Source organism: Arthrobacter sp. Cza30 (assembly GCF_059090765.1).
In genome coordinates, this window is the sequence record NZ_JBNHGA010000010.1 from 46791 (window position 1) to 70939 (window position 24149).

20 protein-coding genes are annotated in these 24149 nt (G+C 70.8%); 11 read left to right on the top strand and 9 right to left on the bottom strand.

From position 1 onward, the window contains the following. Nucleotides 1-38: 38 nt before the first annotated feature. Complete coding sequence (locus tag AC5RVZ_RS28210; protein WP_494068940.1) at nucleotides 39-1751, bottom strand: glycerol-3-phosphate dehydrogenase/oxidase; 1713 nt, start codon at nucleotides 1749-1751, stop codon at nucleotides 39-41. Between the two features lie 370 nt (nucleotides 1752-2121). Between AC5RVZ_RS28210 and ribD the strand changes: the two genes are divergently transcribed. The 6 genes from ribD to AC5RVZ_RS28240 all read left to right on the top strand — a co-directional run bounded on the left by ribD (nucleotide 2122) and on the right by AC5RVZ_RS28240 (nucleotide 7773). Next, nucleotides 2122-3183: a bifunctional diaminohydroxyphosphoribosylaminopyrimidine deaminase/5-amino-6-(5-phosphoribosylamino)uracil reductase RibD gene (gene ribD / locus AC5RVZ_RS28215; protein WP_494068941.1), complete on the top strand. Its 1062-nt coding sequence runs from the start codon at nucleotides 2122-2124 to the stop codon at nucleotides 3181-3183. After that, nucleotides 3183-3872 carry a riboflavin synthase gene (locus tag AC5RVZ_RS28220; RefSeq protein ID WP_494068942.1) on the top strand — a complete coding sequence of 230 codons (690 nt, stop codon included), beginning with the start codon at nucleotides 3183-3185 and terminating at the stop codon, nucleotides 3870-3872. Before ribD ends, AC5RVZ_RS28220 begins: the two co-directional genes overlap by 1 nt. After that, a complete protein-coding gene (gene ribA / locus AC5RVZ_RS28225; RefSeq protein WP_494068943.1) occupies nucleotides 3869-5143 on the top strand; it encodes a GTP cyclohydrolase II in 1275 nt (424 codons plus the stop codon). The genes AC5RVZ_RS28220 and ribA overlap by 4 nt, the downstream gene beginning before the upstream one ends. Continuing rightward, entirely contained in the window at nucleotides 5140-5634 is a 495-nt protein-coding gene (gene ribH, locus AC5RVZ_RS28230; RefSeq protein WP_494068944.1) for a 6,7-dimethyl-8-ribityllumazine synthase, read from the top strand. Before ribA ends, ribH begins: the two co-directional genes overlap by 4 nt. Before the next feature lie 60 nt (nucleotides 5635-5694). Continuing rightward, nucleotides 5695-6048: a Fe-S protein gene (locus AC5RVZ_RS28235; protein ID WP_494068945.1), complete on the top strand. Its 354-nt coding sequence runs from the start codon at nucleotides 5695-5697 to the stop codon at nucleotides 6046-6048. Nucleotides 6049-6282: 234 nt separating this feature from the next. Next, the gene (locus tag AC5RVZ_RS28240; protein WP_494068946.1) at nucleotides 6283-7773 is read left to right on the top strand and encodes an MFS transporter; all 1491 of its coding nucleotides are present in this window, start codon (nucleotides 6283-6285) and stop codon (nucleotides 7771-7773) included. Nucleotides 7774-7855: 82 nt separating this feature from the next. On the opposite strand, the gene AC5RVZ_RS28245 is transcribed toward AC5RVZ_RS28240, so the two are convergent. The 3 genes from AC5RVZ_RS28245 to AC5RVZ_RS28255 form a co-directional block, all read right to left on the bottom strand. Beyond that, nucleotides 7856-8698: an ABC transporter permease gene (locus AC5RVZ_RS28245; protein ID WP_494068947.1), complete on the bottom strand. Its 843-nt coding sequence runs from the start codon at nucleotides 8696-8698 to the stop codon at nucleotides 7856-7858. Then, a complete protein-coding gene (locus AC5RVZ_RS28250) occupies nucleotides 8695-9510 on the bottom strand; it encodes an ABC transporter permease (RefSeq protein WP_494069071.1) in 816 nt (271 codons plus the stop codon). Before AC5RVZ_RS28250 ends, AC5RVZ_RS28245 begins: the two co-directional genes overlap by 4 nt. A gap of 119 nt (nucleotides 9511-9629) precedes the next feature. Further along, nucleotides 9630-10571 carry an ABC transporter ATP-binding protein gene (locus AC5RVZ_RS28255; RefSeq protein ID WP_494068948.1) on the bottom strand — a complete coding sequence of 314 codons (942 nt, stop codon included), beginning with the start codon at nucleotides 10569-10571 and terminating at the stop codon, nucleotides 9630-9632. A 127-nt stretch (nucleotides 10572-10698) separates the two neighbouring features. On the opposite strand from AC5RVZ_RS28255, the gene AC5RVZ_RS28260 reads away from it, so the two are divergent. Both AC5RVZ_RS28260 and AC5RVZ_RS28265 read left to right on the top strand, forming a co-directional pair. Next, nucleotides 10699-10914 carry an AsnC family protein gene (locus AC5RVZ_RS28260; RefSeq protein ID WP_494068949.1) on the top strand — a complete coding sequence of 72 codons (216 nt, stop codon included), beginning with the start codon at nucleotides 10699-10701 and terminating at the stop codon, nucleotides 10912-10914. A gap of 26 nt (nucleotides 10915-10940) precedes the next feature. Then, nucleotides 10941-12902, top strand: coding sequence for an ABC transporter ATP-binding protein (locus tag AC5RVZ_RS28265; RefSeq protein ID WP_494068950.1), 1962 nt, complete (start codon nucleotides 10941-10943; stop codon nucleotides 12900-12902). 106 nt (nucleotides 12903-13008) lie between these two features. Here the strand turns inward: AC5RVZ_RS28265 and AC5RVZ_RS28270 are convergent, their stop codons facing one another. Next, nucleotides 13009-14889: a phosphoenolpyruvate carboxykinase (GTP) gene (locus AC5RVZ_RS28270; protein ID WP_494068951.1), complete on the bottom strand. Its 1881-nt coding sequence runs from the start codon at nucleotides 14887-14889 to the stop codon at nucleotides 13009-13011. A gap of 123 nt (nucleotides 14890-15012) precedes the next feature. Between AC5RVZ_RS28270 and AC5RVZ_RS28275 the strand changes: the two genes are divergently transcribed. Next, nucleotides 15013-16449 (top strand): helix-turn-helix domain-containing protein, encoded by a 1437-nt coding sequence (locus AC5RVZ_RS28275; protein WP_494068952.1) that lies wholly within the window; start codon nucleotides 15013-15015, stop codon nucleotides 16447-16449. Between the two features lie 15 nt (nucleotides 16450-16464). Here the strand turns inward: AC5RVZ_RS28275 and AC5RVZ_RS28280 are convergent, their stop codons facing one another. The 3 genes from AC5RVZ_RS28280 to AC5RVZ_RS28290 all read right to left on the bottom strand — a co-directional run bounded on the left by AC5RVZ_RS28280 (nucleotide 16465) and on the right by AC5RVZ_RS28290 (nucleotide 21131). Next, entirely contained in the window at nucleotides 16465-17544 is a 1080-nt protein-coding gene (locus tag AC5RVZ_RS28280; RefSeq protein ID WP_494068953.1) for a winged helix DNA-binding domain-containing protein, read from the bottom strand. Between the two features lie 46 nt (nucleotides 17545-17590). Beyond that, complete coding sequence (locus AC5RVZ_RS28285; RefSeq protein ID WP_494069072.1) at nucleotides 17591-19060, bottom strand: NAD-dependent succinate-semialdehyde dehydrogenase; 1470 nt, start codon at nucleotides 19058-19060, stop codon at nucleotides 17591-17593. A 160-nt stretch (nucleotides 19061-19220) separates the two neighbouring features. Beyond that, entirely contained in the window at nucleotides 19221-21131 is a 1911-nt protein-coding gene (locus AC5RVZ_RS28290) for an FAD-binding monooxygenase (protein WP_494068954.1), read from the bottom strand. Between the two features lie 146 nt (nucleotides 21132-21277). Between AC5RVZ_RS28290 and AC5RVZ_RS28295 the strand changes: the two genes are divergently transcribed. Then, nucleotides 21278-21988 (top strand): IclR family transcriptional regulator, encoded by a 711-nt coding sequence (locus tag AC5RVZ_RS28295; protein ID WP_494068955.1) that lies wholly within the window; start codon nucleotides 21278-21280, stop codon nucleotides 21986-21988. A gap of 9 nt (nucleotides 21989-21997) precedes the next feature. Here AC5RVZ_RS28295 and AC5RVZ_RS28300 read toward each other — a convergent pair whose 3' ends face one another. Continuing rightward, nucleotides 21998-22309, bottom strand: coding sequence for a hypothetical protein (locus tag AC5RVZ_RS28300; RefSeq protein WP_494068956.1), 312 nt, complete (start codon nucleotides 22307-22309; stop codon nucleotides 21998-22000). A gap of 161 nt (nucleotides 22310-22470) precedes the next feature. Here AC5RVZ_RS28300 and AC5RVZ_RS28305 point away from each other — a divergent pair, with 161 nt between their 5' ends. Continuing rightward, entirely contained in the window at nucleotides 22471-24123 is a 1653-nt protein-coding gene (locus tag AC5RVZ_RS28305) for a thiamine pyrophosphate-binding protein (protein ID WP_494068957.1), read from the top strand. The last annotated feature ends 26 nt before the right edge of the window (nucleotides 24124-24149 follow it).

Below are 24149 nucleotides of genomic sequence, written 5' to 3' on the forward strand. Positions count from 1 at the left end.
GCCCGCTCGGTGTGCCGCGTTCGCGCGGTGCGGTCAGGCTATCGCGCCGACGCCTCGGCCCAGGTGGGATCGGCGGCGTGGACGCGTGCCAGCCCGCGCTCGACCTCCGCCGCGACGCGGGCTCCGTCCCACCCGAGCACGGGTGCGATGGCGGCGGCGACCTCCTCCGCTGCACCCCGGGTCGCGCCTCCGGTGAAGGCGATGCTGGTGCGTCGCAGCAGCACGTCATCGAGGTGGACGACATCCTCATGCTCTGCAAGGTGGCGCAGCTCGCCGGTCGAGTACTCCGGCAGGTGGTCGAGCGCAGCGTCGTCCGCGTCGGCGAGGATGGCGTCGATCGCGTCGGCGGCGACCGTGCCGTACCGGTCGAGAAGCATCGCGACCCGGGCTCGCGGCAGATCGGCGGCGTGCATCGCGATCCACTGCTGGCGCGCACGCTCGGTGATCGGGTACCCGCGGCCTCCGCCGATGGCGATGCCCTTGGTCGAGCGGCGACGCGGCTGGGACAGCAGACCCAACGCGCGATCGGCGAGGTGCTCGGCTGACGCGCGGAACGTCGTCCACTTGCCGCCGATGAGGCTCAGGACGGTGGCATCCCCGGACGTCAACGGCGCGCTCTCGATCCGGTAGTCCCGCGAGACGAAGCCGGGGGCGAGGTCGCCGTGGCCGGGCAGCGGTCGCACCCCGGCGAAGCGATACACGATCTGGGAGCGGTCAACCGCGACCTCCGGCAGCACCTGCGCCACGAGATCGACGAAATAGTCGACCTCGGCCTCGGTGCACACGATCGGGTCGGTCATGTCGTGCTCGAGGTCCGTCGTGCCCACGAGCACGCGCCCCTTCAGCGGGTAGAGCAGCACGATGCGGCCGTCCTCGTTCTCGAAAAACAGCTCGCGCCCAGCGGTCGCCGCCAGAAGCTCCGGGTGATCCAGCACGATGTGCGAGCCCTTGGTCCCGCCCATGTAGCCGGTGGCGTGGCCGAGGCCGGCGTTGGTGAGGTCGGTCCACGGCCCGGTGGCATTGACGACCACGGATGCCGCGAAGAGGATCTCCGCGCCGGTCTCGGCGTCGCGGAGCACCACCTTCCCGTCCCGTGCGCCCACCGCAGTGGTGTAGTTCGCGGCACGGGCGCGCTCGCCGCCGGCTTCTCGACCGTCACGGAGCACGTCGAGCGCGAGTCGTTCCGGGTCGTGCAGCGACGCGTCCCAATACGTGGCGGTGTACTTCACCTCCGGGTTCAAGCGCGGCAGCTGGCGGAGTGACCGCTTGCGACCGTGGAAGGCATGGCGCGGGACGCGGCCGCCGCCGCGCGAGAACGAGTCGTAGATCACCAGCCCGATCTTGATCAGGAGCGCCCCGCGCTCGCGCGGCTTCCCGCCGCCGTGGCGCAGGAAGCGCAGCGGCGCCGAGAGCACGCCCGAGAAGGTGGAGAAGATCGGGATGGTCGTCTGCAGCGGGCGGACGTAGTGCGGCGCCGTGCGCAGCAGCTCGTTGCGCTCGGTCACGGCCTCGTGAACCAGGCGGAACTCCCCGTTCTCGAGATACCGGATGCCGCCGTGGATCATGTGCGACGAGGCCGCCGATGCCCCGCTGACGAAGTCGCCGCGCTCCACGAGCGCCACGTCGACTCCCTGCATCGCGAGGTCGCGGAACGTCGCCAGGCCGTTGATACCGCCGCCGATGATCAGCACGTCCGCGTAGGGGCGCTCGGCGAGCATCTCGAACCGGTCCGTCTTCTGCACCGCACTCATCGCCTCACCCTCCCGGCCCCCAGGGTACGTCGCGCGCCTGACAATGCCCCTCAGGCTCGGCACCCGGCCGAGTGCATGCGCCGACATGGAATGAATCGGCCGATGCGGCGTTGACTACACTCGTGAGCATCAACGTGCTCCGGGGTCGGTGAGAATCCGAACCGGCGGTGAGAGTCCGCGAGCCAAGGCACCAGCGTCCGACAAGACGCCGCCGCGGCCGATCCGGTGGAATCCCGGAACCGACGGTGATGCGACGACGGTCTGCCCCGCAGGCTGCGTCGCTAGTCCGGATGGGAGGCAGCACGGGCGGCGTCACGCGCGCCGCAGCTTCCCCTGCCCCGGAGCGCCGACACGGCGGAACGAGGAGCGGATGGCGAGCACGGCGGAACACGACGCGATGCGTCGCGCGCTGGCGATCGCCCGCAACGGCCCGCGCGGCGTGAACCCGCAGGTCGGAGCCGTCATCCTGTCGCCGGCCGGTGACGTGCTGGCCGAGGGGTGGCACCGCGGCGCAGGCACGCCGCACGCCGAGGTGGACGCCCTCTCCCGGCTGTCCCCCGGCGGCGCGCGCGGCGCCACCGCAGTGGTGACGCTCGAGCCGTGCAACCACACCGGCCGGACGGGGCCGTGCTCGGAGGCGCTGATCGCCGCCGGCATCTCGCGGGCGGTGTACGCCGTGGCCGATCCCGGCGACCACTCCTCCGGAGGCGCCGAGCGCCTCCGCGCGGCCGGTGTCGACGTCGAAGCAGGGCTTCTCGCCGCCGACGCCGAGTCGCTGCTGGCCTCCTGGCTCACCGTGCAGCGGCTGGGTCGCCCCCACGTCACGGTCAAGTGGGCGCAGAGCCTCGACGGGCGCGCCGCCGCCGCCGACGGCACCAGCCGATGGATCACCGGCGCGCTCGCTCGCGCCGACGTGCACCGCCGCCGCGCGCTCGCTGACGCCATCGTCGTGGGCACGGGCACCGTGCTGGCCGACGATCCCGCTCTCACAGCGCGCACGCACGAGGGCGCGCTGCTGCCCGATCAGCCGGTGCCCGTCGTCGTCGGGGCCCGGGCAGTGCCCGCCGATGCGGCGCTGCGGCGCCACCCGCGCGAGTTCCTGCAGTACCCGGGAGATCTTCCGGCGATGCTCGCCGACCTGCGCGATCGCGGCGTGCACCGGGTCTTCGTCGAGGGCGGCCCCGCGGTCGCGGCCTCATTCCTTCGCGAGGAGCTCGCCGACGAGCTCCTGGTCTACGTGGCGCCCGTGCTGCTGGGCGGCGACATGCTCGCGGTGCGCGACATCGGCGTCGACACCATCGCCGACGCCCGCCGGCTCGAGGTCTCGAGCGTCGACACACTCGGCGAGGACCTGCTCGTCGTCGCCACCGTGCGGCCGGCATCCGCAGCGCAGGACGCGCCTCGCGACGGACACAAGGAAGGGAACGTCTGATGTTCACGGGAATCGTCGAAGAGATCGGCGAAGTCACGGCGGTCGAGCCGTCCGGCGAGGGTCTGCGCGTGACGGTGCGCGGCCCGAAGGCCGTCGAGGACGCCGCGCACGGGGATTCGATCTCGGTCAGCGGCGTGTGCCTGACCGTGATCGATCGAGGCGAGGACTGGTTCGCCGCCGATGTGATGAAGCAGACGCTCGACATGTCGACGCTGTCCGGCGTCGCTCCCGGACGCGTCGTCAACCTCGAACGGGCCACCGCCGCCCACGGGCGCCTCGGCGGCCACATCGTTCAGGGCCACATCGACGGCACCGGCGAGGTCCTCGAGGTCCGCCCCGGGGAGCAGTGGCGCGTGCTGCGCATCGCTCTCCCGACCCACCTCGCTCCTCTCGTCGTCGACAAGGGCTCCATCGCCGTGGACGGCGTCTCGCTGACAGTGAGCGCCGTCAGCCCCGCCCCGGGGAGCAGTGGCGCAGCGGATGCCTGGTTCGAGGTCTCGCTCATCCCCGAGACGCTCGTCGCGACGACGCTGGGCGACCGCGTCCCCGGCGACCGCGTCAACCTGGAGACCGACATCCTGGCGCGTCACGTCCAGCGCCTTCTCACTTTCGCTCCCGCGACCGCGTCCGCGGTCGTCCCCGCAGTCCCCGCGGCTCCCGCCGCATCCACGGAAGGAGGCTCCGAATGAGCCTTGCCACGATCCCCGAGGCGCTGGAGGCGCTGCGCGCCGGCCGGCCCGTCATCGTCGCCGACGATGAGAATCGCGAGAACGAGGGCGACGTCGTGCTCTCGGCCCAGCTGGCCACGCCCGAGTGGGTCGCGTGGACGGTCCGCTGGACCAGCGGCTTCCTGTGCGCGCCGATGCCCGCGGAGTGGGCGGATCGCCTGGATCTGCCGCCGATGGTGGAGAACAACGAGGACGCACGCGGCACCGCCTACACGGTGAGCGTCGATGCGGCCGACCGTCAGTCCACCGGCATCAGCGCGTCCGACCGCGCACACACTCTCAACGTGCTGGCCGACCCCGAATCGACGCCCGCCAGCCTGATCCGCCCGGGACACATCCTGCCGCTGCGCGCGGTCGATGGCGGCGTGCGCGAGCGCGCCGGGCACACCGAGGCCGCCGTCGAGCTCACGCGGCTGGCGGGCCTGGCTCCCGTCGGCGTCATCGGCGAGGTCGTCGCCGAGGACGGCAGCATGATGCGGATGCCCGGTCTGCAGGAGCTGGGCGCCCGCGACGGGGTCCCGGTCATCACGATCGAGCAGCTCATCGCCCACCTCGACGAGCACGAGCCGGTACAGCCGGCTCCCCGCCGCTCGCACAAGCGCCGGGTGAGCCTGCGGGCGGAGGCGCGCGTTCCCACGTCACACGGCGAGTTCCGCTTCCTCGCGTACAAGGACCGCGTCACCGGCACCGACCACGTCGCCGTCGTCTCGGGCGAGCTGACGGACGCACCGCTCGTGCGCGTGCACTCGGAGTGCCTGACCGGCGAGGCGTTCGGGTCGCTCAAATGCGAGTGCGGTCCCCAGCTGGACGCCGCGCTCGACGCGATCGAGCAGGACGGCGGCGTCGTGGTCTACATGCGCGGCCACGAGGGACGCGGCATCGGCCTCATCAACAAGCTGCGCGCCTACTCGCTGCAGGAGCGGGGCCTGGACACCGTCGATGCCAATCTCGCGCTGGGCCTGCCCGCCGACGCCCGCGACTACGCGGCCGCCGCCGGCATCCTCGCCGACCTGGGTGTCGAGAAGGTGCGCCTGCTGACGAACAACACCGACAAGGTGAACCAGTTGCGCGAACTCGGACTGGACATCGTCGAGCAGGTTCCGCTGCTCGTCGGCGTCGGCCCGAACAACCACCAGTACCTGGCCACCAAGCGCGACCGCATGGGCCACATCATCGCCGAGGACGACCTCGTCGATGCGCTCGCGCAGATGCACGAAGGAGCAGCCCGTTGAGCGGCAAGGGAGCACCGCAGACCATCGGCCGGATCGACGCGACCGGACTGAACGTCGTCGTCGTCGCCGGCACGTGGCACGAAGCGATCACCGACGGCCTCATCGCCGGCGCCGGACGCGCGCTCGAGGACGCCGGGGCCACGTGGCGCCTGGTGCGCGTCCCCGGCTCGTTCGAGCTGCCCGTCGCCGCGAAGACGGCGCTCGATGCGGGCGCGGACGCTGTGGTGGCCCTCGGGGTCATCATCCGCGGCGGCACCCCGCACTTCGACTTCGTGTCGTCGGCGGCGACGGACGGCCTGACGCGCGTGGCCCTCGACACCGGCAAGCCCGTCGGATTCGGCGTGCTGACGCTCGACGACGAGGCCCAGGGCCTCGCTCGCGCGGGCCTGCCCGATTCGGAGGAGGACAAGGGCTTCGAGGCGGCCGACGCGGCCATGCGCACGGCGCTCGTCCTGCGGGAGCTCCGAGAAGGCGCATCGCAGCGCGGCTGAGCCGTGAAGTGAGGGGCGCCTTCGTGGCGGCCCACCGCGCGAGGCCGTACGGTGACGAGCATGGAAACCCTGCGTCAGATCGTCGTGCTCGTCCACCTCGTCGGCTTCGCGGTGCTGTTCGGGGCCTGGGTCGTCGAGGCGGTGGGCACACGCCGGCAGATCACCCGTCTCATGCACTGGGGGCTCGCCATCGCGGGCATCGCCGGCCTCATCCTCGCGGCCCCGTGGGGGCTGGACGGCGACCTGAACTACGTCAAGCTGGGCACGAAGCTCGTGATCCTGTTGGTGATCGGCGCGCTGCTGGGCATCGGCGCAGGCCGTCAGCGTCGCGCCGGGGCCGTCCCGTCCGCCCTCTTCTGGGGGATCGGCGTGCTGACCCTCGCGAACGCCGCCATCGCGCTGCTCTGGCGCTGACCTCATGAGGACGGAGCGGATGCCTCACCGTCGGCGGCACCCTTCGTCTCCGTCGTGCGTCGCGCGGGAAGCGCTCGCGCAACCGGCGACTAGACTGGATGCTCGTGCCTCGGCGACAGCGCCTGCACTCCCGGTGACCCAGCGCAGCGCCGCCTGACGCGTCACCCCTGCGCCGAGCGACCGCCCACCGGGCCGTCCCACGAGGACGCTCCTCCTCGAGCATCACAGGTTTCCATGGCTTCCCCCACCAAAGCATCCACTCCCACTGCGCCCGGCGCGGCTCCCGCCAACCCGCGCTCCCGCGTCATCACCGCGAGCCTCGTCGGCACCACGATCGAGTTCTACGACTTCTACGTCTACGCGACCGCGGCGGTGCTGGTCTTCCCGATCCTCTTCTTCCCCACCGGCAACGACACCACGTCGCTGCTGCTGTCGTTCAGCGTCTTCGGCGCGGCGATGATCGCGCGGCCCCTCGGCGCCATCGTCTTCGGCCATTTCGGCGACCGCTTCGGCCGCAAGGCGACCCTCGTCGCCTCGCTGCTGACGATGGGCATCGCGACGTTCCTCATCGGCTGCCTCCCCACCTTCAACGAGATCGGCGTATGGGCGGCCGTGCTGCTGCTGATCCTGCGCCTGGCCCAGGGCTTCGCCCTCGGCGGCGAATGGTCCGGCGCCGCGCTCGTGGCCACGGAGAACGCCCCGAAGGGCAAGCGCGCCTGGTACGGCACGTTCCCGCAGCTGGGTGCGCCGCTCGGCTTCATCATCGCCAACTCGGTGTTCCTCGGCATCAACTACCTGCTCCCCCACCCCGATGGTGCGGGTCAGCGCTCCGCCGACTTCCTGGCGTGGGGCTGGCGGGTGCCGTTCCTCTTCTCCGCGATCATGGTGATCATCGGCCTGTGGGTGCGGCTGAAGCTGGTCGAGTCCGAGACCTTCGTCAAGGCGGAGAAGAAGGGTGCGATCCGCAGGTTCCCGCTGGGTGCGGTTCTGCGCCACCACTGGTGGCACCTGATCCTCGGCACGTTCATCATGCTGGCGACCTACGTGCTGTTCTACCTGATGACGAACTTCACGCTGTCGTACGGCACGAAGGCCGCCGACCTCGAGACGGCGTCCGCTGCGGCGCAGAAGGCGGCGGAGGCCGCCGGCACGTCCTTCGACGCGAGCGCGTTCGCCGCGCAGTTCTACCCGGGCCTGGGGTTCGGCTACACCGACTTCGTGCTCATGCAGATCATCGGCGTCGTCTTCTTCGGCATCTTCACGCTGCTGTCGGGGCCGATCGCCGACGCGATCGGCCGGCGTCGCCTGCTGCTGTGGGTCACCGGACTCATCGTGGTCTTCGGCTTCACGTTCAACATCTTCCTGTCGCCGCAGCTCGACCCGAAGTTCACCGGCGCGCTGACGCAGGCGTTCCTGATCTTCGGGTTCATGCTGATGGGCTCGACGTTCGGTCCGATGGGCGCGGTCCTGCCGGAGCTGTTCCCGACGAACGTGCGGTACTCGGGCTCGGCGATCTCCTACAACGTCTCGTCGATCCTCGGCGCGGCGCTCGCTCCTATCGTGGCGGTGGCGCTGTGGTCGGCCGCGGACGGCAGCCCGTGGCTGGTCGGGCTGTACCTCTCGGCCATGGGCGTGCTGACCTTCATCGCGCTCCTGCTCTCACCCGAGACGAAGGACGTCGACTACGAAGCCGACCTCGGCGTCGGGGCGACCGGCTCGCTCTGAGCGCTCCGCCGCCCGGAGAACGGATGCCGCGCACCCTCGGGTGCGCGGCATCCGTCGTTCGTGCCGCGGGCGCGCCGCGGTGTCAGTCGAGGAAGAGCGCGCGCAGGCGCTTGGTGGTGAACACCAGTCCGACCGCGATCATGACGACGTAGTAGAGCACGTGCCACCACATGTCGGGCGTGAGGATGCCGGTGGTCAGCCCGCGCACCAGCTCGACGCCGTGCCACAGCGGGAACGCCATGACGATCGTCTGCACCCAGTCGGGGTAGACCGAGATCGGGTACAGGGTCGCCGAGAACAGGAACATCGGCAGCAGGACGAAGTTGATCCAGTCCATGTGCTGGAACGTCTTCATGTAGCTGGTGACCGCCATGCCCAGACTCGCGAAGCCGAACGCGATGAGGAGCACCGCGGGGATGGCGAGGATCGCGGTCGGGGCGAGGTTCAGCCCGAGCAGCTGCATGATGATCATGAAGCCGGTCGCGTACAGCAGGCCGCGCAGCAGCGCGTAGAGGATCTCGCCGAGCGCGACGTCGAGGGGTCCGAGCGACGTCGCCAGCATGCCCTCGTAGAGCTTGCCGTAGTTCAGCTTGAAGAAGACGTTCCAGGTGGAGTCATAGATGGCGCCGTTCATCGCCGACACCGCCAGCAGCGCCGGCGCGATGAAGGCGGCATACGAGACCTCAACGCCGCTGGAGGTCTCGACGTCGCCGATGATCCCGCCCAGGCCGATGCCCATCGATGCCAGGTAGAACACCGGCTCGAAGAATCCCGACAGCACGACGATCCAGCTCGAGGAGCGGGCCGCGACCAGTCCTCGCTGGACGACGGACTGCGGATTGCCGGCCCAGAGGGCGCGGACGCCGCCGCGGCGGACGGCGTCGTCGGACTGCACGAGGGCCGTGCGGGAGGCGGGTGCGCTCACTTCGCCAGCCTCCTCTCGAACAGCCGCCGTGCCATGACCATCCCCGCCACGGCGAGCACGAGCAGATACGCGACGTGGACCGCGATCAGGACGGCGTCGGTGTCCTTCCCGTAGGTGACCACGCGCCCGAGCTCGGTGGCGTGCCACAGCGGCGAGACCCAGCCGATCCACTGGAGCCACCCGAGGTTGTCCAGCGGATAGAACGTGCCTGAGAAGAGGAACATCGGCATGAAGATGAACCGCTGCACCAGCGCGAACTGGCCCTTGTCGTCCTCGATCGACGCGGCATAGGCCATGAGCGGCGCGCCGAACGCCAGGCCCGCCAGCAGCCCGATGATCGCAGAGAGCCAGGCGGTCGCCGGCACGAGCGCGTCGGGGTGGAGCCACATGAGGAACAGCGCGACGAAGACGAAGTAGAGCACGACGGTGACCGCCATGCGAGCCGCGGCACCCGCCGCCACGCCGTTGGCGATCTGGCCGGACGACAGCGGCGAGGCGTTGAAGCCGTAGAAGTAGCGCCGCCACTTGAAGCCCGACATCACCGGGTAGGTGAACTCCTCCGACGCCACGGCGATCGCGGACGTCATCAGCAGGGCCGGCGCGACGAAGACGAGATACGGGACCTCGACGCCGCCGTCGAGGATCGGCTCACGGATGAGGGCGGCAAGTCCCACGGCCAGGCCCAGCAGGTACAGCACCGGCTGCCCGAGGGCCCCCACGATGATCGTCCAGCCGTACGCGCGCATCGCCCGGACCATGTGCTCTGCGACGTACCACGTGCCCAGCGCCCGGGGCTTGCGCCCCCACTCCATGGCCTCCGCCCGCAGCCCGTCGATGCTCGCCTCGTCGACGGCGCTCGACGGCGGTGCCGGCGGCGACGCGGACGCAGAGGGGCGGCGGCCGCCGTCCGCGGCCCGGGACTCCTCCTCGCTCATTCGATCAGCGACCTTCCGGTCAGTCGCAGGAACACGTCTTCGAGGCTCGAGCGGCGCACGAGCGAGGTCAGGGGCTGCAAGCCGCGGCCGATGACGGCCTCGAGCGCCTGCTCGCCGTTGTGGGCGTAGACGAGGATGCGGTCGGGGAGCACCTCGACGCGGTCGCCGATGCCCTCGAGCTGCGGCGCGACCTGCTGGTTGCGGTCGGAGCCGAAGCGTACCTCGAGCACCTCGCGGCTGGAATGCTCGCGGATGAGGGACGCCGGCGTCCCCTCGGCCATGATGCGGCCCTTGTCGACCACGATGAGCCGATCGCACAGCTGCTCGGCCTCGTCCATGTAGTGCGTGGTGAGCACGAGCGTGGTGCCGCGCTCCTTCAGGCGGAACAGCCGATCCCACAGCACATGCCGCGCCTGGGGGTCCAGGCCCGTCGTCGGCTCGTCCAGCAGCAGGATGCGGGGGTCGTTGATGAGCCCGCGCGCGATCGTCAGACGTCGCTTCATGCCGCCCGAGAGCTGGTCGACCTTGTTCCTGGCCTTGTCCTCCAGCTGCGCGAACGCCAGAAGCTCGTCGGCCTTCTCGGCGCACACCTTGCCCGGCAGCCCGAAATAGCGGCCGTAGATGTAGAGGTTCTCGCGCGCGTTGAGCTCGCCGTCGAGATTGTCCTGCTGCGGCACGACTCCCAGGCGCGAGCGGATCTCGGGGCCGTACCGGTCCGGGTCCAGTCCGAGGATCGTCAGATCTCCGCCGGTGCGGGTGGACACGGCGCCGATCATCTTCATCGTCGTCGACTTGCCGGCGCCGTTGGGGCCGAGCAGGCCGAACGACTCGCCGGGGGCCACCTCGAACGACAGGCCGTCGACCGCGAGGAAGTCGGGCTTTCCCTTGACCTTGTACGCCTTGACGAGATCTTTCGCTTCGATGACGGGGGCAGGCACCGGACCACACTAGCGCCGGCCGTCGACATGCGGCGCGTCAACCGGAGTTGACATCGGTGGAGCCGTCAACTACGGTTGACGCCGGACGCCTCGCCCGAAGCGTCCATGCCATCGACCGGGAGGTGAGATGAGCGGGGATGACATCCGCACGCTGATCGGCGCCGCGCCCGAACGCGAGCCGATCGCGGAGCTGCGGCGGCTGGCCGAGGTGCGGCGCGAGCTCGCTCGCGCCGAGGAGGTGCAGGTGCGCAGGGCTCGCAACCTGGGTCTCTCCTGGCAGGCGATCGCCGCCGCCCTCGGCGTGACGAGACAGGCCGTCCACAAGAAGTACGGTCGGAAGTGACCCCCCAGCACGAACGAGGTACACCCATGCCCTCCGCCGACACTCCGCCCGCCCCGGACGCCGCGCGCACCACACGTGCCCGGGGCCGGGGTCTGCGCCGCCGCCCCGCGACCGAGGGTCCGCGCGCGACCTTCGGCCAGCTGCTGCCGTTCCTCTTCGAGCACAGGAGCACGCTGATCGTGGTGTCGGTGCTCAGCATCCTGGGCTCCATCGCGACGCTCGTGCAGCCGCTCCTGGTGGGGCAGGTGATCGACCGGGTGCAGCACGGTGCCGACCTCGGCCTGCTGCTGTGGGCCCTCGTCGGATTCGTCGTGGTGGCGTCCCTGATCACCGCGTGGCAGCACTACCTGCTCCAGCGCACGGGCACCGCTGTGGTCTACTCCAGCCGGCGCAAGCTCATCGCCCGCATCCTGCATCTGCCGATCAGCGAGTTCGACGCGCGACGCACCGGCGACCTGGTGTCGCGAGTGGGCAGCGACACGACGCTGCTGTACGCCGCGCTCACCCAGGGCCTCGCCGACGCGATCGGCAACGCCCTGCTGTTCGCAGGCGCGCTCATCGCGATGGCGGTGATCGACCCGCTGCTGCTGGCGATCATCGTGCTCGTGATCGGCGTCTCGGTGCTCGGCGTGACGGCGCTGAGCGGTCGCATCCGCACCGCCTCGACGGAGCAGCAGGAGAAGGTCGGCGAGCTGGCCTCCGGCGTCGAACGCGCGGTGGGCTCGATCCGCACGGTCCGCGCGTCCGGTGCGACCGAGCGCGAGATCGACGCCGTGACCGAGCGCGCCAGCGACGCGTACCGCGTCGGCGTGCGGATCGCCAAGGTCTCCGCCCTCGTCGTCCCGATCGCGGGCATCGCGCTGCAGGTGTCGCTGCTTGTCGTGATCGGGCTGGGCGGCTTCCGCGTGGCCACAGGGGCGATCTCGATCGCGAGCCTGGTGATGTTCATCATGTTCCTGTTCATGCTGATCGCACCGCTCGGGTCGTTCTTCGGGGCGATCACCTCGGTCAATCAGGCGCTGGGTGCGCTCGGACGCATCCAAGAGGTGCTCGACCTGCCCACCGAATCGCAGCACGATGCCGAGATCGCGGCGAGGGTGCGCTCGGACGCGCCCCCCGCGGCCGACACGCCTGCGATCGAGTTCCGAGACGTGCACTTCCGCTATCCCGAGGCGGTGGTCGCGGCACGGCGCAAGGCCGAATCCGAGGCGCGGGCCGTGCTCGAGAACGCGCACGTGGACGCCTCGGCGATGACCACGGCGGAGACGGCGGGCGAGGGATCCGCGCCGGCCGCCTCGCACACCGACGGCGAGGTGCTGCGCGGCGTGTCGTTCTCGGTGCCGCGCGGCGCGCGCGTCGCCCTCGTGGGGCCCTCCGGCGCGGGCAAGAGCACGACGCTCGCTCTCATCGAGCGGTTCTACGACCCCACATCCGGGTCGATCCTGCTCGACGGCGTGGACGTGCGCGCGATCGACCGGAAGGCGCTGCGCGCGCAGCTCGGCTACGTCGAGCAGGACGCCCCGACACTGGCCGGCACGCTCGCCGACAACCTCCGGCTGGCATCCCCCGACGCGACCGACGCCCGATGCGAGGCGGTGCTGCGCGCGGTCAACCTCGGCGAGGTGCTCGACCGCAGCCCGCTGGGTCTGCAGGCGCCGGTCGGCGAGGGCGGCGTGATGCTCTCGGGCGGAGAGCGCCAGCGCCTCGCGATCGCGCGCGCCCTGCTCGCCGCCCCGCCGATCCTGCTGCTGGACGAGTCGACGTCCTCGCTCGACGGCCTCAACGAGCAGCGGATGCGCGCGGCGATCGACGCGGTCGCGTCGGGCCGCACGCTCATCGTGATCGCCCACCGCCTGTCGACCGTCGTGGACAGCGACCACATCGTCGTGCTCGAGCATGGCCGGGTCGTGGGCCAGGGCACGCACTCCGAGCTCGTGCAGTCCACGCCGCTGTACCGCGACCTCGCGAAGCACCAGCTGCTGGTCTGACGTCGGCACGGTCCGACGCCGACGCGACCGCCGCGCACGCCCGAAACCGCGGATGCCCCGGGCGCCGGTCCGGCGCGCCGAGGCATCCGCTCCCCCGGCGAACGACTCAGGCGCGTTGCAGGCGGTAGCGCAGCGCTGCGAGCTCGGCCCACAGGGGCGCCGGCACGCGGCCGTCGAACGTGCGGTAGAACTCCTCGGTCAGATCCGCCTCACGAAGCCACGACGCCGGATCGATGGCGAAGAGCTCATCGAGGTCGTCCTGCGAGATGTCCAGGCCGTCGAGGTCGAGATCCTCCGTCCGCGGGAGACGCCCGATGGGGCTGTCGACCGCGCCCACTTCGCCCTCGATGCGCCGGATGATCCAGTCGATGACGCGGGAGTTCTCACCGAATCCCGGCCACAGGAACCGGCCGTCGGCGCCCTTGCGGAACCAGTTCACCTGGAACACGCGGGGTGCGCGGTCGAAGCGCAGCTTCTGTCCCACCTTGAGCCAGTGGCCGAAGTAGTCGGCCATGTTGTAGCCGCAGAACGGAAGCATGGCGAACGGGTCCCGGCGCAGCTCGCCGACGGTGCCCTCGGCCGCCGCGGTGCGCTCGGACGAGACGTTGGATCCCATGAAGACGCCGTGCGTCCAGTCCGTGGCCTCGACCACCAGCGGAACGTTGGTGGCGCGGCGGCCGCCGAACAGGATCGCATCCAGCGGCACGCCCTGCGGCGCGTCCCAGTCCTCGGCGATCTGGGGGCACTGGGCGGCGGACACGGTGAAGCGGGAGTTGGGGTGGGCGGCCGGTCGACCGGATGCCGGCGTCCAGGGATTCCCCTCCCAGTCGGTGAGCTCCGCGGGCGGCTCGTCCGTGAGGCCCTCCCACCACACGTCGCCGTCGGGACGCAGCGCCACGTTCGTGAAGATGGTGTTGCCCCACAGCGTCTCGACGGCCGTGACGTTCGTGGCCGATCCGGTGCCGGGAGCGACTCCGAAGAAGCCCGCCTCGGGGTTGATCGCCCACAGCCGGCCGTCCTCGCCGGGACGCAGCCATGCGATGTCGTCGCCGAGCGTCTCGACGCGCCACCCGGGGATCGTGGGACGCAGCATCGCCAGGTTCGTCTTGCCGCAGGCCGACGGGAACGCCGCGGCGAGATGGTAGGCCCGCCCGGCCGGGTCGATCACCCGGATGAGCAGCATGTGCTCGGCGAGCCACCCCTCGTTCCGGCCGATCACCGAGGCGATCCGCAGCGCGAAGCACTTCTTGGCCAGGATGGCATTGCCGCCGTAGCCGGAGCCGAACGACCACACCTCGAGGGTGTCGGGGAAGTGCACGATGTACTTCTCGTCGTTGCACGGCCAGGCGACGTCCTGCTCGCCCGGCGCGAGCGGGGCACCGACGGAGTGCACGGTCTTCACCCACTGTGCGCCCGCGGCGATCTCGCGCAGCACCTCGGTGCCCACGCGCGTCATGATCCCGATGGAGGCCACGGCGTACGCGCTGTCGGTGATCTGCACGCCGATGTGCGAGAGCGGACCGCCCACCGGACCCATCGAGAAGGGCACGACGTACATCGTCCGGCCCTTCATCGAGTCTCGGAACAGGGGCGTGAGCGTCGCGCGGATCTCGTCGGGATCGATCCAGTTGTTCGTGGGGCCGGCGTCCTCCTCGCGCTCGGAGGCGATGTAGGTCCTCGCCTCGGTGCGGGCGACGTCGCTCGGGTGGGAGCGCGCCAGGTAGGAGCCGGGGCGCCACTCGGGATTGAGCTTGATGAGCTTGCCGTCGTCCACCATCTGGCGCAGCAGCGCATCGTTCTCAGCGCGGGAGCCGTCGACCCAGTGGACACGGTCCGGCGCCGTCAGCGCGGCGATCTCGTCGACCCACTCGAGCAGGGCGGACATGCCCGCACCCTGAATGGCCGGCACGTCCCCGAACGTCCGCCTGGGTGTCGGTGCGGTGGGTGCGGGACTGTCGTTCCGGGTGAAGATGTCGGCCAGCGCCATGATGTCGGTCCCCTTCGATTCGACGATGCAATTCGTGCTCTTCCTCCACTGTGAGCGCCTATCGACGCGTTTTCGAGACCAGCCGTGCGACAAGAGTCGCGATTCTTTCGCTAGCATCAAGGAATGCCACCGACGTCGCTGGAACTGTCGACCCTGGGCCACCGCATCCGCCATCAGCGCCTCTCGCACGGCTATACGCTCGACGAGCTGGGCGAGCTGGTGGGGGTCGCCGGAAGCCAGCTGAGCCTCATCGAGAACGGCAAGCGCGAGCCGAAGCTGTCGCTGCTGCAGGCCATCGCCGCCGCCACGGGCGTCGAGGTCGCCGATCTGCTCTCCAACGAGCCGCCCAACCGCCGGGCGGCCCTCGAGATCGAGCTGGAGCGGGCGCAGAAGAGCTCGGTCTTCCGTCAGCTCGGCATCCCGCCGGTCAAGGTGACCAAGACGATGACCGACGAGACGATCGAATCCATCCTCGGGCTGCACCGGGAGCTGCAGCGGCGCGAGCGCGAGGCCATCGCGACTCCCGAGGAGGCCCGACGGGCCAATACGGAGCTGCGGCTGAAGATGCGAGCACTCGACAACTACCTGCCCGACATCGAGAAGCTCGCCGAGAAGCAGCTGAAGGCGGCGGGACACGTCTCGGGGGCGCTCACGCACCGCACGGTCAGCATCATGGCCGAGAAGCTCGGCTTCGAGCTGATCTACGTCAACGACCTGCCGCACTCGACGCGCTCGGTCACCGACCTCGAGCACGGACGCATCTACCTGCCGCCGGCATCGATCCCCGGCGGGCACGGCCTGCGCTCCATGGCGCTGCAGGCGATGGCGCACCGGCTGCTCGGGCACCAGCCGCCCACCGACTACGCCGACTTCCTCCAGCAGCGGCTCGAGATCAACTACTACGCGGCGTGCTGCCTGATGCCCGAGACGGCGGCGGTGGCGTTCCTGCAGCAGGCGAAGAAGGACCGCAATCTCGCCGTGGAGGACTTCCGAGACGCCTTCGGCGTGACGCACGAGGCAGCCGGCATGCGGCTGACCAACCTCGCCACCCACCACCTGGGCATCGCGCTGCACTTCCTGCGGGTGGACGGGTCGGGCACGATCTCACGGGTCTACGAGAACGACGGGCTGCCGCTGCCGATGGACGTCACCGGGGCCGTCGACGGTCAGATCGCCTGCCGCCGGTTCTCCGCGCGGGCGGCGTTCTCGGAGCAGAACCGCACCACCGAGCACTACCAGTACACCGACACCCCCGCCGGCACCTACTGGTGCTCGACGCAGACCGGCACCACGTCCGACGGCGAGTTCTCCATCACCGTCGGCGTGCCGTTCGACGATGCACGCTGGTTCCGCGGCCGCGAGACGCAGAAGCGGGCGACCTCCACGTGCCCGGATGAGTCCTGCTGCCGCCGACCTCCCGCCGACGTCGCCGCGCGGTGGGCCGGCAAAGCATGGCCGAGCGCGCGCGTCCACATGCAGATGTTCTCCCCTCTTCCGCGCGGCGCGTTCCCGGGCGTCGACGACAACGAGGTCTACGCCTTCCTGGACCGGCACGCGTGAGCGGCGGCGAACCGGTCACCCGCTGATGAAGTCGCGGTAGCGCCGCAGCGCGGCCGCGACCTCGTGATCGCTCGCCGCTTCCGGCCTGAACAGCGCAGGCGTGGGATCGTCCGCATGCCGGCCGACGGCCACGGAGTGCTTCCATACCCCGACGACTTCGCCCCGCGCGACGATGATGGGCCGCACGATCCCGTTCATGCTCGGCCCGATCGCCGCGAGGAACTCCTGCGCGCAGGGCACCGTCCGGTCGGCGTAGGAGAGGTAGTACTCCTCGAACGGCGGCAGCGCGACCACCTCCGGCGCATCGGGCGTGCGGCGGGGACGAGCATCGGCCACGACGAACTGGGGCTCCGGCTCGTCGTCGACCATCGTGAGCCGGTCGGATGCCGACGCCGCGGCGGCGCGGGCGACGCCGAGGGGCAGCCCCGTCCACCATGCGAAATCCCGCGCGCCCGCGGGACCGTGCGATGCGACGTAGCGGACGAAGAACTCGGCGAGCGGGTCCGCCGGGCTCGCCGCATCCCCGATCCACTCCTCCGTGAGGACGAGGTACTGCTCGCGCGTGGGGCCGCCGTCGCGCGGGACGACCGGCCCCTGGCACACGACCCCGCGCAGTGACAGGGCGACCAGGGCGTGGTAGCCCCGTTGCCCTGCCGTAGGAACGCCCTGCGTCTCGAGGACGTCGAACAGCTCCTTGCGGGTCAGCCTGTTGCCACCGGACAGAGCGGTGCGCACGGCCGCCTCCGCCCGTGCGACCTCGCCACCGACGAGGCCCTCGCGGCGATGCACCGCGGCCGCCTGCCTGAGCTGGCGCTCTCCGGTCACCGACAGCACCCACGCCAGGTCCTCGGCCGGGATGGCGTGGATCGTCCCGCGCATGGTCCATGACCTCACGATGTCGCCTCGGTCGAAGGCCGCATCCACGTCCCGCACCGTGGGGCGTCCGCGCGTGCGAGCGGCGAGGGCCCACCGTCCGCCCCAGAACTCCTGCGCCTGCGTGGCCAGCATGTGGCGGGCGGCCTGGGCGACCGTCGGCGCGAGCGCGCTCAGCCGATGCGATCGCAGGCGCTCCCGGCGCACCGTCGCATTCTCCACGAACCCATCATGCGCACCGACCCGGACATCACGTGTCCGGGATGCGTCAGAACGGGTTCGGCGTCAGGGTGTACTTCGTCTGCAGGTACTCGTGGATACCCTCGGCGCCGCCTTCGCGGCCCAGTCCCGACATCTTCCAGCCGCCGAACGGCGCCGCGGCGTTGGAGACGACTCCGACGTTCAGCCCCATCATCCCGGTCTCGAGGCGCTCGATCATGCGCTGACCGCGTGGGAGGCTCTCGGTGAAGACGTACGAGACGAGCCCGTACTCGGTGTCGTTGGCGATGCGGACGGCGTCGTCCTCGGTGTCGAACGGGACGATCGCCAGCACGGGTCCGAAGATCTCCTCGCGCAGGATCTCGCTGCCCGGCCGGACGTCCGTGACGACCGTCGGCTCGTAGAACGTGCCGGGGCCGTCGACGGCCCTGCCGCCAGTACGCAGCTCCGCGCCGCGTGCCACGGCATCGTCGACGAGCTGCGTCGCCTTCGCTACCGCGCGGTCGTCGATGAGCGGACCGATGGCCACGCCCTCCTCGGTGCCGCGGCCGATCTTCAGCGCCTGCACCCGCTCGGTCACGCGCCGCGCGAACTCGTCGGCGACCGAGCGCTGCACGATGAAGCGGTTCGCGGCCGTGCATGCCTGCCCGATGTTGCGGAACTTCGCGAGCATCGCGCCGTCGACGGCCTTGTCGAGGTCGGCGTCCTCGAACACGACGAACGGCGCGTTGCCGCCGAGCTCCATCGACGTGCGCAGCACGCCCTGCGCCGCCTGCTCCAGCAGCTTCTGGCCCACGGGGGTCGACCCGGTGAACGAGAGCTTGCGCAGACGCGGGTCCCGGATGATCGGCTCCGAGACGGCACCGGACGTCGAGGTGGTGAAGACGTTGACCACGCCGGCCGGCACGCCGGACTCCTCCAGCAGCCGCGCGAACGCCAGCGTCGTCAGCGGCGTGAGTTCGGCGGGCTTGATGACCACGGTGCACCCGGCAGCCAGCGCCGGCGCGATCTTGCGCGTCGCCATCGCGAGGGGGAAGTTCCAGGGCGTGATGAGGAAGCAGGGGCCGACCGGATGCTGCGACACGATCATGCGGCCGGTGCCCTCGGGGTTGGCGCCGTAGCGACCCTGCACCCGGGCCGTCTCCTCGCTGAACCAGCGCAGGAACTCCCCGCCGTACGCGACCTCGCCGCGCGCTTCCGCCAGCGGCTTGCCCATCTCGATCGTCATGAGAAGCGCGAAGTCCTCCTTGCGCTCCTGCAGCAGATCGAAGGCGCGACGGAGGATCTCGGCACGCTCGCGGGCGGGCGTGGCGGCCCACGCCGGGAACGCCTCCACGGCGGCATCGAGCGCCGCCCTGCCGTCCTCGGGCCCGGCGTCTGCGATCTCCTTGACGACCTGCCCGTTGGAGGGGTCGTAGACCTTGAGCGTCTTGCCGCTGGACGACGCGCGCCACCGGCCTGCGATGAACAGGCCGTCCGGAACGGACGCCAGAAGCTCGGTCTCGCGGTCGTCGGTCACGCCGGACTCCCTCTTTTCGTCGTGAGTGCCGGAGCGCGTCGCGGTGTCAGTCACAGCATCCCCTTCTCATTGCCTGTCGGGCCATTCTGCCCCTCGCCGCCGCCGCGGCCGATATACGCGATGTACAGCCCGGGTCGGCTGCTCGCCCTCGCGGAGGGATTCAGCGTGCGAGGGCCGAGGTGCGCTGCACGCGCATCGACTGCGCGAAGAGTCCCGCGAGCTCGTCGGTCGCCGAGAACGGCAGCACCGCGGCCACGTACTGGTCAGGCCTCACGACGACGACGACGCCCTCGCGTGACAGCTCTCGCTCGGCGAAGATGTCGGCGCTGCTCCACGCGCTCGGGGCAGCCGCATAGACCTTCTCCCAGTCGATGAGGCCCAACGGTCCGGTCCTCGGCAGGAAGATCGGCGGCACCCGCATGATGTCGATGTCTTCGAACCTCTGCTGATAGACCACCTTCACGTCGAAGACGGCATCGACGTCCGCCCCGGGCGGGGTGTGCCGCGTGACCGGCGAATCCGGGGACGAGAGCCACTGCGCCCAGGCGGCGAGCGCCGAGGGCTCACCGGCGGCCGGCGCGTCCGCGAAGGCGTAGATCCGCCAGCGGCCGTCCGCCTTGGCGTGGTGACCCAGGTGAACGACGTTGCCGTCGCACACCCGCACCACTTCGACGGACTTGAAGCGCTTGCCGACCGGGAACCCCGGGGCGAGCGCCTGATGCTCGTTCCCGGCGACGACGGCGGATGGCCCGTACTGCGTCATGAACCCGGAGGGGAATTCAGCGGTGGCGAGGTAGTAGTTGGCGAGATCCTGCGGGTCGGAGATCTCCTCGGGCTTGCGTGCCATGAGGGAGGACCACTCACGGTCGAAGTCGATGAGCTGCTGAGCGACCGGCTGGCGCTCCGCGGAGTACGTCGACAGCAGCGAGGCGGGGCTCAGGCCGGTGAGCACGTGCCCGAGCTTCCATCCGAGATTGAACCCGTCCTGCATCGAGACGTTCATGCCCTGACCGGCCTTGGCGCTGTGCGTGTGGCACGCGTCGCCGGTGAGGAAGACGCGCGGATCGCGGTCCGCGCCTTCGGGCACGTCGTCGAACTTGTCGGTGACGCGGTGCCCCACCTCGTAGACGCTGTGCCACGCGACCTGCTTCACATCCAGCGAGTACGGGTGGAGGATCTCGTTCGCCCGCCGGATGATCTCCTCGATCGGCGTCTGCCGCACGCGGTGGTTGTCGCCCTCGGGGACCTCACCGAGGTCGATGTACATGCGGCTGAGGTACCCGCCCTCCCGCGGGATGTGCAGGATGTTCCCCGCCGAGGAGGTGATCGCGCACTTGGTCCGCCAGTCCGGGAAGTCGGTGTTGACCAGCACGTCCATCACGCCCCACGCGTGCGACGCGAACCGGCCCACGTGCTTGCGCCCGATCGCCTCGCGCACGCCGCTGCGCGCGCCGTCGCAGCCGGCGACGTACTTCGCGCGCACCGTGCGCTCCTCGCCCTGCCGCGGGCCCGTGACATACCGCACGCGCACCTCGACGGGATGCTCGCCCTCGTCGTGCACCGTCAAGCCCACGAACTCGATCCCGTAGTCCGGTGCGATCCGAGCCGGTCCGTTGAGGGCGGCCTCGGCGAAGTAGTCCAGCACGCGCGCCTGGTTGACGATGAGGTGCGGGAACTCGCTGATCTTGAACGCGTAGTCCTCGGTGCGTGCGGTCCGGATGATGCTGCGCGGGTTCTCGGGGTCGGGGCCCCAGAAGTTCATGTACGCGATGTTGTACGCCTCGGCGACGATCCGCTCGGCGAAGCCGAAGGCCTGGAACGTCTCCACGCTGCGCGGCTGGATGCCATCGGCCTGCCCCAGCGCGAGGCGACCGCCCCGGCGTTCGATGAGGCGCGTCATGACGGCGGGGAACTGCGACAGCTGGGCGGCCAGCAGCATGCCCGCAGGCCCCGAGCCGACGATGAGGACGTCCATCTCGTCGGGCAGCTCCGCCGGCCGATCGATGCCGGTGCCGGCCGCATCCTGGATGCGCGGCTCTCCCGAGACGTACCCGTGGTGATGGAACTGCATGGGATCCTCCTGCGACGACGTCGAGAGCGCCTGCGACGCTGCGTGCGGCTTCGTTCAGCGTGTTCTATATTCGAACGCGCCGTTCTACTATTGAACAGATCGTATACGACCGCCCGGCGACGGGCAAGATCGCCGACGGAGGCGCCATGGCAGCGACGGACACGGCGGCGGCCCCGGCCTCCCAGACCCTGAGCCGCGGCATCCGCATCCTTGAGGTCCTCGCCGACGCGCGCGAGCCGTTGACGATCGACGATCTCGCCGCGCGGTTGGCGGTGCATCGCTCGGTCGCCTACCGGCTGCTGCGGACACTCGAAGACCACGGACTCGTCACGCGCGACTCGGCCGGACGGGTCCAGCTGGGAGCCAGACTGGCGGCGCTCGCGGCGGGCGTCGCCCACGACCTCCAGGCCGAGGCGATCCCCGAGCTCACCGCGGTCGCGAACGACCTGGGCATGACGAGCTTCCTGGTGGTCCTCGACCACGACGAATGCGTCACGCTGTCGAGCGTCGAGCCCCGGCACGCCGTGAACCCGGTGGCTCAGCGGCCCGGGACACGGCATCCGGTCACCCGCGGAGCGCCCGGCAAGGCGATCCTCTCCATCACGCCCGAGTCGTCATGGCCGCCGGTGCGACCCGCGTTGGCGGAGGAGATCCGCGAAGCCGCGACGCGGGGCTACGCGACGAGCCACGACGAGGTCATCCCGAGCGTGCGAGCGGTGGCAGTGCCGCTGCGTGTGCCCGGGCGGGCGCCGGCCGCGGTGGCTGTCGTCTACGTCGCCAGCTCGCACGACGAAGACTCCGTCGCGGCCCGGCTGGCCCGGTCGGCCGCCGTCATCCGCGACGCGCTCGGCGGCTGACGCACGGCTTCAGACGGTCGTCCGGAAGGCCTCGTCGATGAAGCGGATGTTGTACTCCGCGACCCGCTGCGGCACGCCCGCGAACGCCTCGCCGCGGGCGTCCGAGGCCATGTACTCCTTCTCGAGGGCGAGGAACGCCTGCTCGTCGCCCTCGGCGCTCACGGCCCACACGAACTCGTTGGTCTCGCGCAGCCCGTAGGCGAACTCGATGGTGAACCCCGCGGCGGGTCGCACACGCGGCATCCACTGGTTCCACCACGCGACGAACGCGTCGTACTCCCCGTCGACGAGGGTGTAGCGGCGCAGCTGGATCGTCCTCATCCTTCGATCATGCCAGGACCGCGGGTATGCCTATACTCGTGGTGTCCGGCGGGAACGCGCCCGCCGGTGCTCGAAAAATGGGCACGCAGCCGCACCCGCCGATGGGTGCGAGCGAGACACATACGGCCTCGTCATCCGTCTGCAGTCTCAAGGGGTGCGCCATGCCCACCGTCTCCTCCCACGTGGCCCTCACTCTCGCCCGCCACATAGACCACGTCTTCGGCGTGATGGGCAACGGCAACGCCTACTTCCTGGACGCGCTGGAGCGCTCGACCGATGTCGCGTTCACCGCCGTCCGGCATGAGGCCGGCGGCGTCGTCGCCGCCGACGCCTACCATCGGGCGTCCGGCCGTCTCGCGGCGGCCACCGCGACGTACGGGGCCGGCTTCACCAACACCCTCACGGCGCTGGCCGAGGCGGTGCAGGCTCACGTGCCTCTCGTGCTCGTCGTCGGCGACGAGCCCACATCGGGTCCGCGCCCGTGGGACGTCGACCAGATCGCCATGGCCGCGGCCGTCGGCGCCCGCACGTACACCGTCGGGCGTGCGGATGCCGCCGCCACGACCGTCATCGCGATCGAGCATGCGCTGATCTACCGCGTGCCGGTCGTCCTGGCGATCCCGTACGACGTCGCGGCCCTGGACGCGGGCGAGCTGCCCGCGACGCCGGAGCCCAAGCGCCCGGCGGCCGTGACACCGGCGGGCGAGTTCGCGCATGCGACCGTGCGCCGGATCGCCGAGGCCCTCGCCGCCGCCCGCCGCCCGCTCCTGCTCGCCGGCCGCGGCGCCTGGCTCGCCGGCGCGAGCGACGCTCTGGGGACCCTCGCGGACGCCACCGGCGCGCTCACCGCGTCGACGGCGCTCGGACGCGGGGTGTTCCCGCGGAGCGAGTTCGACCTCGGCGTCACGGGCGGATTCGGCGCCGAGGGCGCGATGGAGCTCGTGCGCCAGGCCGACGTCGCGGTCGTCTTCGGTGCTTCGCTCAACCAGTTCACGATGCGTTTCGGCGACCTGTTCGCACCCGGGACGCGGGTGTTCCAGGTCGACATCGCGCCCACCGCGACGCATCCCCACGTCGGCGGGTACGTGCGCGGCGACGCCGCGGTCGTCGCCCGCGAGCTGACGCGGCAGGTCCTCGGCCTCGACACGGAGCCGACGGACTGGCGCGTCTCGGTCGACGTGGCCGCCGCACGCGCCTACGAGCCGGGCGACGGCATCGCGCCCGACGGGCGTCTCGACCCGCGCTCCGTCGCCGCGCGCATCGGCGGCCTCCTTCCCGCGGACCGGGTGGTCGTCTCGGACGGCGGCCACTTCATCGGGTGGGCGAACATGTACTGGCCGGTCGCGTCCCCGGACCGCATGATGATGGTCGGCACCGCTTTCCAATCCATCGGCCTCGGCTGGCCGTCGGTGGCGGGCGCCGCCCTCGCCCGGCCCGGGTCGACGGTCGTGCTGACCACGGGCGACGGCGGCGGACTCATGGCCCTCGCCGATCTCGAGACAGCCGTACGCGTCGCCGGCGGTCGGGGCCTCGCCGTGGTCTGGAACGACGCCGCGTACGGCGCCGAGGTCAACCTCTACGGCCTGAAAGGCCTGGCGCGCGAGCCGATGCTCATCCCGGAGGTCGATTTCGCGGCACTCGCGGCCGGCGTGGGAGCCGAAGGGGTGGTGGTCCGCACGCTCGAGGACCTCGACAGACTGGCGTCGTGGGCGGCCGAGCCCGAGGCGGCGCGCCGCTTCCTCGTGCTGGACTGCCGCATCTCGGGTCAGGTGATCGCGCCGTACCAGCGGGAGATCATCCGCGTGAACTCCTAGGTCCGCTCCTCGAACGAGCAGGGCCG

Excerpts from the sequence above, each read along its gene's own strand:
- AC5RVZ_RS28210 (WP_494068940.1), bottom strand. The coding sequence starts at position 1,751 with ATGAGTGCGGTGCAGAAGACGGACCGGTTCGAGATGCTCGCCGAGCGC.
- ribD (WP_494068941.1), top strand. The coding sequence starts at position 2,122 with ATGGCGAGCACGGCGGAACACGACGCGATGCGTCGCGCGCTGGCGATC.
- AC5RVZ_RS28220 (WP_494068942.1), top strand. The coding sequence starts at position 3,183 with ATGTTCACGGGAATCGTCGAAGAGATCGGCGAAGTCACGGCGGTCGAG.
- ribA (WP_494068943.1), top strand. The coding sequence starts at position 3,869 with ATGAGCCTTGCCACGATCCCCGAGGCGCTGGAGGCGCTGCGCGCCGGC.
- AC5RVZ_RS28235 (WP_494068945.1), top strand. The coding sequence starts at position 5,695 with ATGGAAACCCTGCGTCAGATCGTCGTGCTCGTCCACCTCGTCGGCTTC.
- AC5RVZ_RS28240 (WP_494068946.1), top strand. The coding sequence starts at position 6,283 with ATGGCTTCCCCCACCAAAGCATCCACTCCCACTGCGCCCGGCGCGGCT.
- AC5RVZ_RS28250 (WP_494069071.1), bottom strand. The coding sequence starts at position 9,510 with ATGGAGTGGGGGCGCAAGCCCCGGGCGCTGGGCACGTGGTACGTCGCA.
- AC5RVZ_RS28260 (WP_494068949.1), top strand. The coding sequence starts at position 10,699 with ATGAGCGGGGATGACATCCGCACGCTGATCGGCGCCGCGCCCGAACGC.
- AC5RVZ_RS28265 (WP_494068950.1), top strand. The coding sequence starts at position 10,941 with ATGCCCTCCGCCGACACTCCGCCCGCCCCGGACGCCGCGCGCACCACA.
- AC5RVZ_RS28270 (WP_494068951.1), bottom strand. The coding sequence starts at position 14,889 with ATGGCGCTGGCCGACATCTTCACCCGGAACGACAGTCCCGCACCCACC.
- AC5RVZ_RS28275 (WP_494068952.1), top strand. The coding sequence starts at position 15,013 with ATGCCACCGACGTCGCTGGAACTGTCGACCCTGGGCCACCGCATCCGC.
- AC5RVZ_RS28290 (WP_494068954.1), bottom strand. The coding sequence starts at position 21,131 with ATGCAGTTCCATCACCACGGGTACGTCTCGGGAGAGCCGCGCATCCAG.
- AC5RVZ_RS28295 (WP_494068955.1), top strand. The coding sequence starts at position 21,278 with ATGGCAGCGACGGACACGGCGGCGGCCCCGGCCTCCCAGACCCTGAGC.
- AC5RVZ_RS28300 (WP_494068956.1), bottom strand. The coding sequence starts at position 22,309 with ATGAGGACGATCCAGCTGCGCCGCTACACCCTCGTCGACGGGGAGTAC.
- AC5RVZ_RS28305 (WP_494068957.1), top strand. The coding sequence starts at position 22,471 with ATGCCCACCGTCTCCTCCCACGTGGCCCTCACTCTCGCCCGCCACATA.